16 protein-coding genes are annotated in these 15,502 nt (G+C 69.4%); 5 read left to right on the top strand and 11 right to left on the bottom strand.

Going from position 1 to position 15,502, the window contains the following annotated elements:
* Window positions 1-40: 40 nt before the first annotated feature.
* Window positions 41-535, bottom strand: coding sequence for a DUF2599 domain-containing protein (locus tag ACFVBH_RS01250; RefSeq protein ID WP_378998696.1), 495 nt, complete (start codon window positions 533-535; stop codon window positions 41-43).
* A gap of 334 nt (window positions 536-869) precedes the next feature.
* On the opposite strand from ACFVBH_RS01250, the gene ACFVBH_RS01245 reads away from it, so the two are divergent.
* A complete protein-coding gene (locus ACFVBH_RS01245) occupies window positions 870-1,313 on the top strand; it encodes a hypothetical protein (protein WP_354985598.1) in 444 nt (147 codons plus the stop codon).
* A 129-nt stretch (window positions 1,314-1,442) separates the two neighbouring features.
* Here the strand turns inward: ACFVBH_RS01245 and ACFVBH_RS01240 are convergent, their stop codons facing one another.
* Complete coding sequence (locus ACFVBH_RS01240; protein WP_354985599.1) at window positions 1,443-3,167, bottom strand: GMC family oxidoreductase; 1,725 nt, start codon at window positions 3,165-3,167, stop codon at window positions 1,443-1,445.
* A 101-nt stretch (window positions 3,168-3,268) separates the two neighbouring features.
* On the opposite strand from ACFVBH_RS01240, the gene ACFVBH_RS01235 reads away from it, so the two are divergent.
* On the top strand, window positions 3,269-3,970 hold the full coding sequence (locus ACFVBH_RS01235; RefSeq protein ID WP_354985600.1) for a MerR family transcriptional regulator: 702 nt from the start codon (window positions 3,269-3,271) through the stop codon (window positions 3,968-3,970).
* A gap of 28 nt (window positions 3,971-3,998) precedes the next feature.
* Here ACFVBH_RS01235 and ACFVBH_RS01230 read toward each other — a convergent pair whose 3' ends face one another.
* The 4 genes from ACFVBH_RS01230 to ACFVBH_RS01215 form a co-directional block, all read right to left on the bottom strand.
* Window positions 3,999-4,331 (bottom strand): nuclear transport factor 2 family protein, encoded by a 333-nt coding sequence (locus tag ACFVBH_RS01230; protein ID WP_354985601.1) that lies wholly within the window; start codon window positions 4,329-4,331, stop codon window positions 3,999-4,001.
* 139 nt (window positions 4,332-4,470) lie between these two features.
* Entirely contained in the window at window positions 4,471-5,811 is a 1,341-nt protein-coding gene (locus ACFVBH_RS01225) for a family 1 glycosylhydrolase (protein ID WP_378998691.1), read from the bottom strand.
* A 124-nt stretch (window positions 5,812-5,935) separates the two neighbouring features.
* The gene (locus ACFVBH_RS01220; RefSeq protein WP_378998689.1) at window positions 5,936-6,616 is read right to left on the bottom strand and encodes a class I SAM-dependent methyltransferase; all 681 of its coding nucleotides are present in this window, start codon (window positions 6,614-6,616) and stop codon (window positions 5,936-5,938) included.
* Window positions 6,617-6,631: 15 nt separating this feature from the next.
* Window positions 6,632-7,051: a hypothetical protein gene (locus ACFVBH_RS01215; protein ID WP_378998687.1), complete on the bottom strand. Its 420-nt coding sequence runs from the start codon at window positions 7,049-7,051 to the stop codon at window positions 6,632-6,634.
* Window positions 7,052-7,261: 210 nt separating this feature from the next.
* Between ACFVBH_RS01215 and ACFVBH_RS01210 the strand changes: the two genes are divergently transcribed.
* Entirely contained in the window at window positions 7,262-8,176 is a 915-nt protein-coding gene (locus ACFVBH_RS01210; protein WP_378998685.1) for a LysR family transcriptional regulator, read from the top strand.
* Window positions 8,177-8,178: 2 nt separating this feature from the next.
* Here the strand turns inward: ACFVBH_RS01210 and ACFVBH_RS01205 are convergent, their stop codons facing one another.
* The 5 genes from ACFVBH_RS01205 to ACFVBH_RS01185 all read right to left on the bottom strand — a co-directional run bounded on the left by ACFVBH_RS01205 (window position 8,179) and on the right by ACFVBH_RS01185 (window position 13,753).
* Window positions 8,179-8,991, bottom strand: a complete 813-nt coding sequence (locus tag ACFVBH_RS01205) for a carbohydrate ABC transporter permease (protein ID WP_354985606.1) — start codon at window positions 8,989-8,991, stop codon at window positions 8,179-8,181.
* Window positions 8,981-9,976: a carbohydrate ABC transporter permease gene (locus ACFVBH_RS01200; RefSeq protein WP_378998681.1), complete on the bottom strand. Its 996-nt coding sequence runs from the start codon at window positions 9,974-9,976 to the stop codon at window positions 8,981-8,983. Before ACFVBH_RS01200 ends, ACFVBH_RS01205 begins: the two co-directional genes overlap by 11 nt.
* A 439-nt stretch (window positions 9,977-10,415) precedes the next feature.
* Window positions 10,416-11,270 carry a metallophosphoesterase family protein gene (locus ACFVBH_RS01195; protein ID WP_378998679.1) on the bottom strand — a complete coding sequence of 285 codons (855 nt, stop codon included), beginning with the start codon at window positions 11,268-11,270 and terminating at the stop codon, window positions 10,416-10,418.
* Window positions 11,267-12,631, bottom strand: coding sequence for an ABC transporter substrate-binding protein (locus tag ACFVBH_RS01190; RefSeq protein ID WP_378998677.1), 1,365 nt, complete (start codon window positions 12,629-12,631; stop codon window positions 11,267-11,269). The genes ACFVBH_RS01195 and ACFVBH_RS01190 overlap by 4 nt, the downstream gene beginning before the upstream one ends.
* A gap of 27 nt (window positions 12,632-12,658) precedes the next feature.
* A complete protein-coding gene (locus tag ACFVBH_RS01185; RefSeq protein ID WP_354985610.1) occupies window positions 12,659-13,753 on the bottom strand; it encodes an ABC transporter ATP-binding protein in 1,095 nt (364 codons plus the stop codon).
* 166 nt (window positions 13,754-13,919) lie between these two features.
* On the opposite strand from ACFVBH_RS01185, the gene ACFVBH_RS01180 reads away from it, so the two are divergent.
* Window positions 13,920-14,615: a hypothetical protein gene (locus tag ACFVBH_RS01180; RefSeq protein WP_378998674.1), complete on the top strand. Its 696-nt coding sequence runs from the start codon at window positions 13,920-13,922 to the stop codon at window positions 14,613-14,615.
* A gap of 102 nt (window positions 14,616-14,717) precedes the next feature.
* Complete coding sequence (locus ACFVBH_RS01175; RefSeq protein ID WP_354985612.1) at window positions 14,718-15,416, top strand: hypothetical protein; 699 nt, start codon at window positions 14,718-14,720, stop codon at window positions 15,414-15,416.
* Window positions 15,417-15,502: the final 86 nt, after the last annotated feature.

Genomic DNA, 15,502 nt, shown 5'->3' with positions numbered 1-15,502 from the left:
TTTTCGCCGACGCTCTCTCGTTACCGCGGGCAACGAACGCTCAGCGTTCGGGCCCGCCCGGATTGCACAGCGTGTTCACCGTCTCCTGATAGCCCACCGCGGGCCGCCACGGCTCCAGATTCCAGCTGGTCTTGTTGGGCGCCACCACCCGCGCCCACTCCCAGTGGCAGATGAACTGATCGCGCATGCCGGGGGTATCGGCGTCGGGGGACAGACCGAGCACCTCCTGCCACGCGCGCTCGCCAGCCGTGGGGAAGGTGTCCTTGCGCCCGGCCTGGGTCGGGAACACCAGCAGCCGGGTGCCGTCGATCGCCTCGGTCCACTCGGTGCGTTCGATGAGTGCCTGATCGGCGAAGGGATCCACCGCCGGGGTCGCCGGGGTCGGGGGAGCGGCGATGGGCGCGCTGCGCGCCACGGTGGTGGGCGCCTGCGCGGGGGCGGGCGCCGCGGACGAGGAGTCCAGTGAGCCGATGACGATGGGCGCGGATTCCTCCGCCGCCCCGCAACCGGCCAGCACCAGCGCGAACGCGGCCAAGCCACCCGATAGTTTCCAGCGCGGCCCCATGGGCTCGGCCCCCTTCCACTGCTGCGAACCGTGCCGAGGCGGAAGCTACCAGCGATAACCGGATGATCGGGAATCGATCTCGGCCATTGAAACGTAATTGTCTCGCATTTGCTAGCGCTGGTGCATTGACCCAGACGGCACCTACGATGTCACGCGCGGGGCGGTTCTCGAAAATGGGGGCCGTCGCGCAACCGTGGTTACCGAATGGTTGTCGTGCCCGCGGTCGTGTTCGCACGGCATGGGGTGGCTGGATCGATGTAGGGGCAGGATGAACTCACCGACAGTGAAATGTCTTGTCTGGGAGGTGGACAACTCCCTGTGGGACGGAGTGGTGTGCGACTCCACCGATGGGGCGCTGCGTGCGGAGGCGGTGCGATCGTTGCGCCTGCTGCGCGAACGCGGCGTCATGCACGCGGTGGCCAGTCGCGGTGAAGGAGAGTGGACGGTCGCGCAATTGCGCAAGCACGGCTTGCACGATCGTTTCGCGATGATCGAAGTCGGGTGGGGGCGGAAGTCAGCCGCCATCACCCGCATCGCCCAGACCCTGGGCGTGGGCCTGGACCAGGTCGGGTACATCGACTCCGAACCGCTCGAGCGCAGCGAGGTGGCGCACGCGCTGCCGCAGGTGCGCTGCTACGCGGCCCGGCACGTGGATGTGCTTCCCGCGCTGCAGGAATTCCGGGCGCCGGTCGGGGCGGTTCCGCCCCCGACCTCACCCATGGGGTTCTCGCACATACACGCGGGCTGACTCCCGTTCGCACGGGACGGCGACCCCGTGCGACAGGTGCATACACGACCCGGCGGCACGAACAATGGCGATGCCCCACCGCACACCGCCCGGGTGTGACAGCGGGGCATGCTCGGATCGGGCCGGGCCCTACGCGGATTCGGTGGTGGGGGTGCGGATCTCGATGATCGGCAGCACCAGTGCCGCGGGCGCGCTCGCGGGCACCACCGGCTGATTCGGCTGCACCGGCGCGATGCGCTGATAGGCGCTGCCCTGGGCCGGGCGGGTGTCGAGCTCACCCTTGTTGGGCCACATGGCCGCCGCGCGTTCGGCCTGCGCGGTGATGGTCAGTGACGGATTCACACCCAGATTCGCCGACACCGCCGCACCGTCCACCACGCTGAGCGTGGGGTAGCCGTACACCCGGTGGTAGGGGTCGATGACACCGGTGTGCGCGTCCGCCCCGATCGCCGCTCCGCCCAGGAAGTGCGCGGTCAGCGGAATGTTGAACACCTCGCCCCACGAGCCGCCCGCCACGCCGCCGATCTTGTCCGCGACCGCGCGGGTGACCTGGTTGCCGGCCGGGATCCAGGTCGGATTCGGTTCGCCGTGACCCTGTTTGGAGGTCAGCGTGCGCCCGAACAGCCCGCGCTTGGTGTACGTGGTGATCGAATTGTCGAGGTTCTGCATGACCAGCGCGATGATGGTCCGCTCGCTCCAGTTCTTCACCGACAGGAACTGCAGCAGCGTCAGCGGGTGCAGCAGCACCGTCCACAGGAACCGCAGCCAGCGCGGCACCCGCCCGCCGCCGTCGACCATCAGGGTCTGCAGCAGGCCCATGGCGTTGGAGCCCTTGCCGTAGCGCACCGGCTCGATATGGGTGTCGGGGGTGGGATGGATCGAGGAGGTGATCGCGACCCCGCGGGTGAAGTCCCGGTTCGGATCCACCTTGCGGGTGGCCGCGCCCACGATGGACTCGGAATTGGTGCGGGTCAGCACGCCCAGGCGCGAGGACAGATCCGGCAGCACCGCCTGATCGCGCATCGCGAACAGCAGCTGCTGGGTGCCGCGCGTTCCGGCGGCCAGCACCACGTGCCCGGCGGTGTAGACCTTGGGCTGCTTGCGGAACCAGGCGCCGGTGCGCACGGTCTCCACGTCCCAGGTGCCATCTTGCAGCGGGCGCACCGCGGACACGGTGGTCAGCGGAACGATCTGCGCGCCCGCCTTTTCCGCGAGGTACAGATAGTTCTTGACCAGGGTGTTCTTGGAGCCGTGCCGGCAGCCGGTCATGCACTCGCCGCATTCGATGCAGCCGGTGCGCTCGGGGCCCACGCCGCCGAAGAACGGATCGGCGACCTTCTTGCCTGGTTCGCCGAAGAACACCCCGACCGGGGTCTGCACGAAGGTGTCACCGACGCCCATGTCCTCGGCGACCTGCTTGAACACCTCGTCCGCGGGGGTCATGTGCGGGTTCTGCACCACGCCCAGCATCTTCTTGGCCTGGTCGTAGTACGGCATGAGTTCGGCACGCCAGTCGGTGATGTCGCGCCATTGCGCGTCCTGGAAGAACGGGGCCGGGGGCACATAGAGGGTGTTGGCGTAATTGAGCGAACCGCCGCCCACGCCCGCGCCCGCCAGAATCAGCACATCGCGCAAGGGGTGAATACGCTGAATGCCATAGCAACCCAATTTGGGTGCCCACAGGAATTTGCGCAGATCCCAACTCGTCTCGGGCAGTTCGTCATCGGCATAGCGCTGACCGGCTTCCAGGACACCGACCCGGTAACCCTTCTCGATCAAACGCAGCGCGGTGACACTGCCGCCGAATCCGGAGCCGACGATCAATACGTCGAAATCGGTCTCGCGTTGGGGCATAGCAAACTCCCTTGTCGTCGTCGACAGTGTGGCGGCGGTTACGCTAACGCGGACAGTAGGAGCTGTCAACGTTGGCCGGTTGCGGTCTCTATGCTGATCGGGTGGATCGATACAGCCGCTCCCAGCTCGCCGAATACAGCGGGGTGCCCGCGCGCACCATTCGCTACTACCACTCGCTCGGTGTGCTGCCCAAGCCCGGACGGGCGGGCAAGGAAGCTGTCTACGGGAGCGAACACCTCGAACGCCTGGAAGCGATCGTGGCCATGCAGGGCCGGGGGCTGCGGCTCGAGGCGATCCGCGAGGTCTTCGACGCCGAGGCGGCCCCCGACGGCGAATGGCGCAAGGTTTTCGATCCACGCTACGCCCGCGCCGACGCCGATGCCGGAGCCGAGACCAGCGGCATCATCGTCGAGGACGAGCAGCTCTCGGAATTGCTCGGCGATCGCCGCCCCGAAATTCTGGACGAACTCGTCGCCGCCGGATACCTGCACCCGCGCGGCCCGCGCTGGCACATCCCCGAACCGCCCATGCTCAGCGGCGCGCTGGTGCTGTACGACGTGGGCGCGGACATCTCCCTGTCCGGGGATCTGCGCACCCTGATCCGCACCCGCCTGGCCGACCTGGCCGATGAGATGGTCAAGACCTTCCGCGCCGCGGTGGGCACCACCTACGGCGGGGAAGGGGTCCGTTCGGACCTCATGCGATTCCAGGAGCGCTACCGGGCCGCCGCGCGCGAAGTCGGCGGGGCGACCCTGGCCGCGGAAATCGAACGCGCCGTGCGCGAACTCGACCTCGAGGACTGAGCGGCGCGCACACCGATGCCGCGGGGTCCTAGCCCGCCGGAATCCGGAACTCCGAGACCTTGTCATCGCGCACGGTCACGAAGGCCTCGGACTCGCCGTTGAACACCCGGCTGCGCCAGCCGAACCGCAGATGCGTCACCGGGCCCCGCACCTCGGCGCCGGTCACCGTCATCTGCGCGCCCGCGCCGATGGCGTCGGTGTTCGCCCAGTCCCGGACCCCGGCCGCGCCCGAGAGCCGCCGGCCCCAGTCGTCCACCACGCCGTCCTCGGTGAACGCGTTGACGAACGCGTCGGTGTCGGCGGCGTTGATCGCGTCGACCACCGCCTGCACCGGCGCGGACACTCGCACATCCTCTGTCATGTCGACTCCCTGATCGGTTGTGGACTCACAGCACGCGCTGACCCATGCTAACGAAACACCCGAGGCGTGGGTAGCCGTGGGATAGCTCGTAGATGCCCATCGAACCGGGGCGACGCGGCGGTGTGCGCCGCGCGCCGAATCAGGGGACGGTGACCGGGGATTCGCAGCTGGCGGGCGGATCGACCAGATTGCAGTCCGACACCGGATGGCGCACCGGGGTGTACCAGGAGGGGACCCCGCCGGAGGTGACGATGCCGCGGTAGGAGTCCACCGCGTCGGTGGGGGTGCGGGTCAGATTCGGATCGGTGGTCACATCGACGGTGTAGAGACCGAAACGCGGTGTGTAGGAACTCCACTCGTAGTTGTCGGTCAGGCTCCAGTAGTTGTAGCCGATGATGTTCATGCCGTCGATCTTGGCGCGCTGGAGCCAGTAGACGGTGTCGCGCAGGTGATCGGAGCGGGTGTAGCCGTCGGCGCGGGGTTTTCCGCCCTCGGTCGGCATGCCGTTCTCCACGATCCACAGCGGCTTGTCCGGGAACTTGCGCGAATAGTGTTGCAGCGCAAAGTAGATTCCCTCGGGACGTACCGGCAGATCCCACATGCCCGCGGGGGCCGGAACCGAGCCGTCGGGGCGATGGGAGACCGCGTTGGAATTGGGCGGCTCGTACCCGAAGTAGTAGTCCACGCCGATGAAGTCCAGACGTTCGCCGATTCTGTCCATCAGCGGGCCGTTCACCTCGGCCTCGGCGCCGGCGACGTAGCCGACGTTGCTGGTGACCTGCGCTCCGGGCTGCACCCGGTGGATGTAGTCGTAGATCTCGTTGTGCGCCATGGCGACCAGATCGAGCATGGCGGGTGCGTCGGTGCCGTTCTGTCTGACCTCGTGCATGATGTACGCGACCGGCTCGTTGATGGTGACCCACACCGGATTCAGCGCCGCGTACCGGTCGACCACGGTGCGCATGTTGGCCAGCCAGTCCTGGACCATGCCCGGGTTGTTCCAGCCGCCGCGATCGGCGGCCCAGCCCGGATACACCCAGTGATCGAGGGTCAGCATCGGCTTCATGCCCGCGTCCAGGATGGCCTGGATGACCGAGTCGTAGAAGCGGAAGCCCTCTTCGTTCCAGGCCGCGGCGGTGGGCTGCACCCGCGCCCATTCGATGCCGATGCGGAACACCTTGACCCCGAGCCCGGCGGCGAGGGCGATGTCGTTCGGATACCGCGAGCGGAAGTCCACCGAATCCTCGTACCGGTCCCAGTCGGGGTTCGCCTGGATGTAGCGCAGCCAGTTGCTGTCGGCGGGGTAGCCCTCGGACTGGAAGCCCGAAGCCGCTACGCCCCACAGGAAGTCCTTGCCGAGCGCCCCGTGCGCGCCGGCCGCCGGGGCCGGCGGGGTCGCCGATCCCACCGCGACGACGGGCAGCAGGGTGGAAGCGGTGGCAATGCCGGCCAGGACCAGGCGTTGCAGCCGTGTGCGCATCGGTTCTCCTCCTGGGGACATGGTCGGATATGTCCCATTCGGAGAGTAACTGGAAGGTAGCTGCATTCCGCCGCAGCCGGAGGCGTGTCGCTACCGGCCCGTGACCGTGCGCGCGGGCGGCGAGCTACGCCCGATCCGACGCGCGACGGGGGCGTATCCGGGCGCGAACCACGCGGGGCTCGAGCGCGGCCGCGATCGGGCGACGGAGGTAGCGGGCGGCCAGCGTACGGGGATCCAGATCCGCCAGCACCTCCCAGCGGTCATCGAGCAGCAGATCTCGGGGCGCGCCGACGGCCGCGCTCGCGTGCTGCTCGGGGTGCTGCTCGCCCGGCGCCTCCCAGCGCACCTCGCGCGGCACGCTCCGGTTCTCGGCGCGCGGCGGTTCCCGATGCCCGGTGACCGTCGGCTGCCACCCCGCGGGGCACGACGGCGGACCGGCCGCGGCGGGCAGGTAGTCGAAGACGATCTCGCTGCCCGGTGCGAGCGCGCCCGGCCGGGGTAGCGGGTGCGCCGGTGCGTCCGCGCGATACCCGAGCCGGATCACGAACACCGGCGCGGACGCGTCGAAATCGGTTGCGGTCAGCACGCTCTCGAAATCGGCGTCGCCCGCGAACTCGAACACCCGCAGCTGCGCGTACGGATTGTGGGAGGCGAAAGTGTCCAGGGCGCCGCCGAACAGGACCGCCTGGCGCAGTCCCGCCGACACGGCGTCGGCGAGGCTGTCCTCGGCGAAACGGCAGCGCGCGGCGCGCAGCAGGCGACGCCGGGCCCGGCACAACTCGGGCGGGTCGGCGGTGGCGGGCATGGTGCGGCTCGCCGATCAGGCGCCGGGAAAGCGCGGCGGGCTGGGCGGCCAGCCCGGAATCGGCGGCATGGGCGGCATTTTCGGCATCTTGGGCAGTTCCGGGAAGGGCGGCGGTGGCGGAACCGGGGGAACCGGCGGCGTCTGCGCGCCCGCGCCGCCGAAGCGCTGGAACGCGGCCTGACGCGAGGTGCCGAAGATCTCGCCGATCTCGGCCCAGGTCCGGCCCTCGTCGCGGGCCTGTGCCACCAGCGAGCGCAGCACGTCGTCGACCACGCTGTCGAGATTGCGCGCCGCGCGCAACGCGGCCATGACCGACGGGGCCGGAGAGCCCTCGGCCGGGTACAGCACCTCGGCCACGAATTCGGCGTTGGAGGACAACATCTTCGCCAGGACCGCGCGTTCGTCGGCGGGGTCGCGATGGTGGGGATCGTTCATGTGTAAATGCTGCCTTTACGCGAATGCTGTTGTCAAGGAATCATTTACATCACGGATCGGCCCGATGTTTGCCGAGTCCCCTCGACGGCGCACCCGAGCACGCGGTCGTTCATCCGGCGGCAAGACGATCGGTCCCGGGTGTGCGAATCGGATTCATCGGCGGTTATCCGGCGCGGCTAGCGTGAGCCCCGGCAGGAAGGAGCCGATGCCATGGAGCTTCGACATCTGGTGTCGTTCCTCGCGATCGCCGAGGAGCTGCACTTCGGGCGCGCGGCCGCGAGCCTGCACATCACCCAGCCCAGCCTCAGCGCCCAGCTGCGCAAACTCGAGAAGGCCGTGGGCGCGCAACTGGTCGCCCGCACCTCGCACGAGGTCCGATTGACCGCTGCCGGACGCGAATTCGAGATCCAGGCCCGCCAGATCGTGGCCCAGGTCGAGCGCGCGGCCCGCGCCGCGCGCGCCACCGCCGCCGGGCGCGCGGGCACGGTGAACGTCGGCTACAACGTGCCCGCCAGCCGGCACGTGCTGCCCGACGCGCTGGTGCGCATGACCGCGCGGCACCCCGACATCACGGTGTCGCTGTGGGAGAAGCGAACCGGGCCGCAACTGGCCGCCCTGACCGCGGGATCCCTCGACGTGGCCCTGGTCTACGGCCACCCCAGCACCGCGGCCTTCCGGTATCGCCGCATGCTGCACCGTGTTCCGCTGGTCGCGGTGGTCGGGCGCGGGCACCGCTGGGCCGAACGCGCGGGCGTGCCGTTCGCCGAACTCGCCGACCAGGAATGCGTGCTGTTCGACCGCGAGCAGTGCCCGGCCATGTACGACGCCATCTTCCGGGCCGCGGCCCAGACCCGGATCGCGCTGACCGTGGGACATTCCGCCGACGATCCCGGGGCCACCGCCCATATGGTCTCGGTGCGGCCCATGGTCGGATTCGCCTCGCTGCCGCGCGCGATCTCCATGGGCATGGGCGCGCCCGGCAGCAGCTCGGTCGCGGTCAAACTCGTCGACCCGGTGCCCACCCTGGACCTGTACGCGGTGTGGCGGGCCGAGGAGGACAACCCGGCGGTCGCGCAATTCGTGGACTGCCTGTCCGCCGCCGCCTCGGTACCGATCCCGGCCTGAGCTCACTTGAGCCCGGACCGCACGAACCCGTCCACGATCTGACGCTGCAGCACCACGTACAGCAGCAGCACCGGCAGGCACGCCGCCCCGGCCACCGCCATCAACGGCCCCCACTGATCGCCCTCGGTCCCCATGAAACCCCGCAACCCCAGCTGGACAACAGCATTGGACCGGCGCAGCACGATCGCCGGCCAGAAGTACTCGTTCCAGGCGTTGATGAACAGCAGAATCCCCAGCGCCGCCAGCGCCGGTCGCAGATTAGGCACCACTACCGTCCACAGAATCGACCACGACGAGCGCCCGTCCACCCGCGCCGCGGCCACCAGCTCACGCGGGAACGCGGCCATGTGCTGGCGCAGCAGCAGGATGCCCAGCGCCGAGCACAGGGTCGGCAGCACCACCCCCGCCAGGGTGTCCAGCAGCCCCAACCGGTTGAGCAACAGGTAGTTCGGCAGCATGGTCACGTGGAACGGCACCAGCCACGTGCCCACGAACGCCAGGTACAGCAGCCGCTGCAGCGGAAAGGTGTACATCGCGAACGCGTAGGAGGCCAGCAGCGCGATCAGCAGCTGCCCGGCCGCCGAACCGGCCGCGATCAGAAAGGTGTTGCCCAGCAGACGGATCAGGTCCACCTTGTGGGCGGCGTCGGCGTAGTTCGCGCCCGAGAGCGGCCACGGCAGCACCGACATCGAGTACACGTCCTCGGGCCTGCGCACGCTCGTGGCGAACATCCAGTAGATAGGGAACGCGCACACCAGCGCCGTGCCCGCGGACAGCAGATGCCCGCCGAGCAGGCGCACACGGTCAATCATCATGGAAGCTCACCTTCTCCGAGAGCCACACCAGCACACCGGCCACGGCGGCGAAACCCAGGAACAGCAGCACGCCCGCGGCCGCGCTGAGTCCGGCGTCGAAACTGTGGAACGCGTACTCCCACAGCAGGTAATAGATGTTCGTGGTCGACTGCGCGGGCCCGCCCTGGGTCATCGAATCGATGATCGGGAAGGTCAGCACCGGACTCAGCAGCACCGTGGTCAGCACCAGGAAAACCAGCGTCGGCGACAGCAGCGGCAGCGTGATCCAGCGCCGGATCTGGCCCGCGCTCGCCCCGTCCGTGCGCGCCGCCTCCGCGTAGTCCCCGCTGATCGCGGCCACCCCCGCCGAGACCACCAGCTGCGCGAACCCCACCAGCTGCCACCCGGTGATCACGATGATCACCCCCAGCGCCGTGCGCGAGTCGTACACCCAGTTGCGATCCGACCCCAGCACCCGATCCACCAGCCCCGATCCCGGATGCAGCAGCCACCGCCACACCGCGGCCGCCGCGACCGGCGCGACCAGGAACGGCGCGAACACCAGCGCCTGATACACCCCGCGCGCCCGCCCCGAAATCCGCTGTCCCGCAAAGGTCAGCGCGACCGGCAACACGACCGTGAAGGGCAACAACCCCACGATCAACACCACGGTGCGCACCAGTGCGTCCCCGAACGCGGGCAGCTCGAGCAGCCGCCGGTAGTTCGCGCCCCCGACCGGCCGCATCGGCACGGCCGGCAGCAGATTCCACGAATAGGTCGACAGCTCGACGGCCTGCGCCAGCGGCCGATAAGTCCACACCACCAGCAACACCAGCGCGGGCGCGAGATACAGATACGGCACCGCCCCCCGCCCGGCCCGCCGCAGGAACCGCCACCGCGCGCCCGGGTACGCCCGTCGACCGAGCCCGTTCACCCCGCCTGCCCGGTCGGTGTGGTCCGGTCCGCAGGACACCTGTGGTTCCGGTGAATCGTCAGTTGGGAGCATCGATTTCGGCGATGCGGCCGGACCTTCGACCACGAGCATCTCGCAGGATGTGGCGCCACCGTGCCGGGCGATCGCCCGGTCGGTGCTGGGCCGGGCAGGTCTCGCACGACCGGGGAGCGGTCGGGGCCGGACATCGGGCGGCCTGCCGAGGCTCTCGTCGGCCACCTCCGGTCCGCGGTAGGCAGTTTCCACACAGTCGGGAGCGGACGGCCAACCATCCCCCTGCCCCGGCTCATCTCCCGCAGTGCCGGCGCTCGCCGGGTGATCTGCCGGTGTGTGTGAACCGGCGGTTCGCGCCCGTGCGCCGAAGGCATCGCCCGGTTCGTCGGGGTGTGACCGGTGTCCGAGGGCACCGGCGGAGGGATGCGGTATGACCGGATTGCGCTGTGGGCCGGATAATTTCGGTGCTTGCGATGGATCGTCGATGACGAACATCGGGCTAGCCGTGTTCGGGGGTCAGGGCGGCCAGGCGGCGCAGCTCGGCCGCCTCGTCGCGGTCGTACAGCGGTGCAGCGGTGGGCACCTCGATCGCGGTCAGGACGAAGGTGTCCTCGATCAGGTCGATCCGGGTGTAGCCCGCGCCCGCGGCGGCCTGCTGGCGGCCGACCGGGGCCATGCCCTCGATCCGGTAGGCCACCGCGGGGCCGATCCAGGCCGGAATGCCCGCCAGGGTGCTCGCGGCCGTCAGGTGATGGTGGCCGGAGATGATTTGGCGCACATCGGTTCCGGCGAGCACCGCGGCCAGCTCGGCGGTGTTGCGCAGGCCAAGCACCTTGGCCGCGGCCAGGGACGAAGGCAGGGGCGGGTGGTGGATGGCCAGTAGCGTGCCGCGCGCGGCCGGGGTCCGCAGCTGGTCGGCGAGCCAGTCGAGCTGACCCGGTTCCAGGTCGCCGTCGTGGCGGCCCGGGATCGTGCTGTCCAGGGCGATGACCCGCAGCCCGTTCACCTCCAGCACGTGATCGTGTGGGCGCGCGGGAACGGATCCCGGTGCGCGCCCGAGCAATTCGTAGCCGAAGGCGCGGCGCTCGTCGTGATTGCCCATCACGTAGAGGACCTGGGCGCCCAGCTCCGCGGCCACCGGTTCGATCGCCGATCGCAGGCGGCGATAGGCGGCCGGGTCACCGGCGTCGGCGAGGTCACCGGTCAGCAGCAGCGCGTCGATCGGCCCGCCGAAGGCGCGCAGCCGGTCCAGCACCCGGGTCAGGTTCGCGTAGGTGTCCACGCCGTGCTGCACCTGCGCGCCGTCGGCGCGAATATGGGTGTCGCTCAGCTGGATCAGGGTCAGCGCGTTCATGCGGCGGGCAGCAGTGCGGCGCCCTGGGCGCGGGCGGCGGCGAGCGTGCTCTGCGGGTCCCTGCCCTGGAAGACAACCGCTTCCACCGCGTCCATCATGCCGTCGCGGATCTGCAGGTAGTTGGTGCCCGGCAGCGCGACCCACGGTTCCATGACCGCCAGCTGCGCCACGTTCGGGGCCAGCAGCGGATTGCGCCGGGACCACTCGTACAGGGCATTGGGCTGCTCCAGCAACCCGGTGCGCAGGGGTAGATAGCCGATCTTCTCCGAGATGGTGGTGTACGCCGATTCACTGGTGAGGAACTTGATCAGCTCCCAGGCCGCGCGCTGCTTGGCCGGGTCCTCGGCCAGGATGTGCAGTCCCGCACCGGAATTGGTCGGCACCGCGGGCCGGTCGCCGAAGCGCGGCATGGCCGCCGAACGCAGCTCCCACTTGTCCTTGGCGCCGGTGACGAAGGTGCCCTGGATCGCGCTGGTCTCGAGGATCATGCCTACCTCGCCGCGCGCGAACGCCTCGTAGCCCTGCTTCTGATTGAGCCGGGGCATCGCGCCGGTGTTCACCAGATCCTGTGCCATGCGGGTCACCTCGACCGCGGGGGCCTCGGCGAATCCCAGGGTGCGCCGATCCTCGGAGAGCACCCGGCCGCCGTTGGAGCGCACCAGCGACTGGAAGCACCAGTCCTTGGCGCTCTTGGTCAGGCAGTCGATGTACACCCCGCCCCGGCCGGTGCGGGTCGCGATCGCGCGGGCGGCCTCGGCGACCGCGGCCCACGTCGCGGGCGGGGAGTCGGGATTCAGCCCGGCGGCGCGGAACAGATCGGCGTTGAGATACAGCACCGGGGTCGAGAACACGAACGGCACCCCGTAGGTGTGCCCGTCACGATCGTCCAGGGTGCGGGCACGGTCGGCGTAGGGCAGGGCGCCGCCGAAATTGCGCTGCACCTCGTCCTTGCCCAGCAGCACATCCAGCGGTTTGGCCCGCAACTGCTCGATCGTGAAATCCAGGTCGCTGAAACCCAATTGCGCCACATCCGGCGGGGACCCGGCCACCAGCTGGTTCTGAATGCTGGATATGGTGTCGCTCGCCGGGTTGGGGCTGTTGCCCTGCGGCTTCTGCGCGGTCACCTTGATATTGGGGAACTTGCGCCCGAAATCAGTGATCAGGGTGTTGAACGTGTCGGTCCACGCCCCGGCCAGACCGTAGTTGTAGGACTCGAACACGATCGACACCTGCTGATCGGCAGCGAGTTCGGGAATGCGTTCGGCGGTGGACTCGGTGGCGACGGTGCCGCCGAGACCACACGCGCCGAGCGTGAGAGCCGCGGCCAGCGCGAGGCTCGACAGGGACAGGGTGCGTTTCACGAGGGTTCTCCTGAGCGGGATGGGGGTTCAGTGCACGGCCGCGACGGCGGGTTGCCAGCGCAGGCGCAGTCCGGAATCGGCATGGAAGAGATGCAGGTCTGTGGGATCGGCGCGCAGGGCCAGGTGCGCGCCGCGCACCACCCCGCACGGGCGCGGCAGGCGCGCGCACAACGGCCCGGCGGCAGTGTCCAGGTGCACGAGTTCCTCGCTGCCCAGGTTCTCCACCAGGCGCACCCGGCCGCGGAAATCGCCGTCCGGATCGATGCGCAGGCGTTCGGGCCGGACACCCGCGGTCACGGCGGTGTCGGTGCTCTGCTCGGCGGCCCAGCCGAGATCGATGTCCGCGTCCCCGGCGCGCAGGCGCAGCACGCCCTCGTGGGACACGGCGCGGGCGGCGAACAGATTCATCGGCGGCGAGCCCAGGAACCCGGCCACGAACACCGACCGCGGCCGGTCGTAGAGTTCCTCGGGTGTGCCGGTCTGTTCGATCCGGCCCGCGTTCAGCAGCGCGATCCGCGACGCCATGGTCATGGCCTCGACCTGATCGTGGGTCACGTACACGAACGTCGAACCCAGCCGCTGATGCAGCGCGATCAACTCCGCGCGGGTCGCGCTGCGCAGGGCCGCATCGAGATTGGACAGCGGCTCGTCCATGAGGAACGCCCCGGGATCGCGAACCATGGCCCGCGCCAGCGCGACCCGCTGCCGTTGCCCGCCCGAGAGCGCGGCCGGACGCCGATCCAGCAGCGCACCCAGCTCCAGCAGCTCGGCGACCTCGGCCACCCGCTGCGCGATCCGCGCCCGTCGCTGCCGGCGCGCCCGCAACGGAAACCCGATGTTGCCCGCGGCCGTCAAATGCGGGTACAGCGCGTAACTCTGGAACACCATCGCCAGATCCCGCTGCTGCGGGGACTGCTCGGTGATATCGCGCCCGTCGAGCAGAATCCGCCCGGACGACGGCGATTCCAGCCCCGCCAGCAACCGCAGCAGCGTGGATTTACCGCAGCCGCTGGGCCCGAGCAGGACCAGGAACTCCCCGTCGGCGATGTCCAGGCTCACCTCGCGCACCGCCTGATGCGCACCGAATTGTTTCGACACCTCGTCGATCTGCAACCGAGCCATGCGCTCAGTCTCGATCCGCGCCACGGGTCTCGGCCTCGGCGATAGGCAGTGACGATCGCCCGAATCGCATTGCCGCATCGACGCTCGGCCGGCGGCGGGCTCGGCCACGGTTGTGCCGACGCGCGGACCGGCCGCGCCGTCACCGCTGGATCAGAAGGACTCGGAAATGAAGAACAGAACGCGCATCCTGGCCACCGGCCTGACCGCGCTCGCGGCGATCACCGTGCTCGAGCAGTCGGCCACGGCCGCACCGGCCACCGACCCGGTCGTCAACTACACCGTCACCAACACCGCGACCAGCACCGTCATTCGCACCGACGCCGGGACCATGGTCGTGGACGACGGCGTGTTCACCGTGCGCTCGGCCGCCGGGGATGCGCTGGCGGGGACCGAATTGTCCTTCCGCGTCGATGATTTCGTCTTCCCCATCGCCGCCGAGGTCACCGACCGGCGCGCCATCCTCACCCCGCGCTTCGATCTCGAGCACGCGCGCTACGCGCCGGTGGCGCTGCCCTTCGAGAACCAGGCTCCCTGGAAGAGCGAGTACGAACGCGAACAGGCCGCCTGGAACCGCATGGCCACCACCATCAGCATGGGCGCCACCATCGGTACCGTGGTCGGCGGCATTTCCGGTGCGGCCCTTGGCTGTTTGCTCGGCGGTGCCGGAGGCGCGGTACTGACCGGTGCGCTCTCGGCCATGTTCGGCGCGCTGCCCGGTGCGCTGGGCGGCTGTCTGGCCGGTGTCGCGGTGATCGGTTTCCTCGGCACCCTGGCCGGGCAGCTGCTGGTCACCGCGCCGGTCGCGATTCTCGCGGCGGCACAGTACTTCACCACGATCAATTCGCCCTTCCCGGGCAAATGATCCGTTCGGCAACTCTCGATTTGCTGGAAGAGGGTTCGGGGCCCGCGACGCGCCTATAACCTCAGAACGCGAGCAAAGGTGCGGGGTGAGGATGCCGATGTTATGACCGATACGGAGAACGAGCACGCGTTGTTCGAGCTGGTCCGCAAGGCCGGGTTCGAGGGGCCGCCGTGGACGCTGCTGGCGGAGAGACTGGTTCGGCACGGATTGGCGGTGGTGGGGCCGTGGATCCGCTCGGGCCGGATCTTCTCGGTCGCGGCGCAGAAGGGCTGGCCCCTGCAGCCCACCATGCAGGAGCGCAGAACGGTCGCGGGCCGGCTCCACGAGGATTTTCTGCAGGAGACGGTGACCCTGGCGCTGGAGAAGTTCCGGCGCAAGGCGATCGACGGCGACGGCTGGCGCTCGGACGGGGGCACCAGTCTCGCAACGTATTTCATCAACGCGTGCGTGCAGGCGTTCGTGGACTACTTCCGCCGCAGCCGCCGTTCGGGCGAGCTGTACGACGTCCATATCGACTACGCCCTGCCCGGGCTGGTCGAGGACGGTCCGGCCGCGGTGGAACTGGTGCCGTGCCGCACCGATGTGGCCGCGCTGGTGGTCAATCGGATGGCCTGGCACAGCCGCCTGGCCCGGCTCGGGGATCGCGATCGCGGGCTGGTGTGGGGCAAGACCGTCGGCCTGCGCGGCGCCGAGATCGCCGAGCTGTTCGGCTGGCCATCGACCAAAGCTGTCGAGCAGCGCTGGTCCAGATTGAAACGCGATACCGATTGGATTAGCGGTCTCACCGGGACGGAGGAGTGATGGGCCACGAGAACGAGGATCTCGCACGGCGGGTCGCCGCGCTGCTCGAAGAGTCCTCGCTGAATGATCCAGTGCTGCAACGCCTG

The sequence above is a fragment of the Nocardia sp. NPDC057668 genome (genome assembly GCF_042799795.1).
GTDB lineage: Bacteria > Actinomycetota > Actinomycetes > Mycobacteriales > Mycobacteriaceae > Nocardia.
Note: the sequence above shows the minus strand (reverse complement) of the source record. Positions and strands in the feature narration are given on the sequence as shown.

Bases quoted from the DNA above. Each gene is read 5' to 3' on its own strand.
- ACFVBH_RS01205 (WP_354985606.1), bottom strand. From the start codon at position 8,991: ATGATGATTGACCGTGTGCGCCTGCTCGGCGGGCATCTGCTGTCCGCG.
- ACFVBH_RS01185 (WP_354985610.1), bottom strand. From the start codon at position 13,753: ATGGCTCGGTTGCAGATCGACGAGGTGTCGAAACAATTCGGTGCGCAT.
- ACFVBH_RS01230 (WP_354985601.1), bottom strand. From the start codon at position 4,331: ATGACAGAGGATGTGCGAGTGTCCGCGCCGGTGCAGGCGGTGGTCGAC.
- ACFVBH_RS01195 (WP_378998679.1), bottom strand. From the start codon at position 11,270: ATGAACGCGCTGACCCTGATCCAGCTGAGCGACACCCATATTCGCGCC.
- ACFVBH_RS01225 (WP_378998691.1), bottom strand. From the start codon at position 5,811: ATGCGCACACGGCTGCAACGCCTGGTCCTGGCCGGCATTGCCACCGCT.
- ACFVBH_RS01180 (WP_378998674.1), top strand. From the start codon at position 13,920: ATGAAGAACAGAACGCGCATCCTGGCCACCGGCCTGACCGCGCTCGCG.
- ACFVBH_RS01210 (WP_378998685.1), top strand. From the start codon at position 7,262: ATGGAGCTTCGACATCTGGTGTCGTTCCTCGCGATCGCCGAGGAGCTG.
- ACFVBH_RS01220 (WP_378998689.1), bottom strand. From the start codon at position 6,616: ATGCCCGCCACCGCCGACCCGCCCGAGTTGTGCCGGGCCCGGCGTCGC.
- ACFVBH_RS01240 (WP_354985599.1), bottom strand. From the start codon at position 3,167: ATGCCCCAACGCGAGACCGATTTCGACGTATTGATCGTCGGCTCCGGA.
- ACFVBH_RS01215 (WP_378998687.1), bottom strand. From the start codon at position 7,051: ATGAACGATCCCCACCATCGCGACCCCGCCGACGAACGCGCGGTCCTG.
- ACFVBH_RS01175 (WP_354985612.1), top strand. From the start codon at position 14,718: ATGACCGATACGGAGAACGAGCACGCGTTGTTCGAGCTGGTCCGCAAG.
- ACFVBH_RS01200 (WP_378998681.1), bottom strand. From the start codon at position 9,976: ATGCTCCCAACTGACGATTCACCGGAACCACAGGTGTCCTGCGGACCG.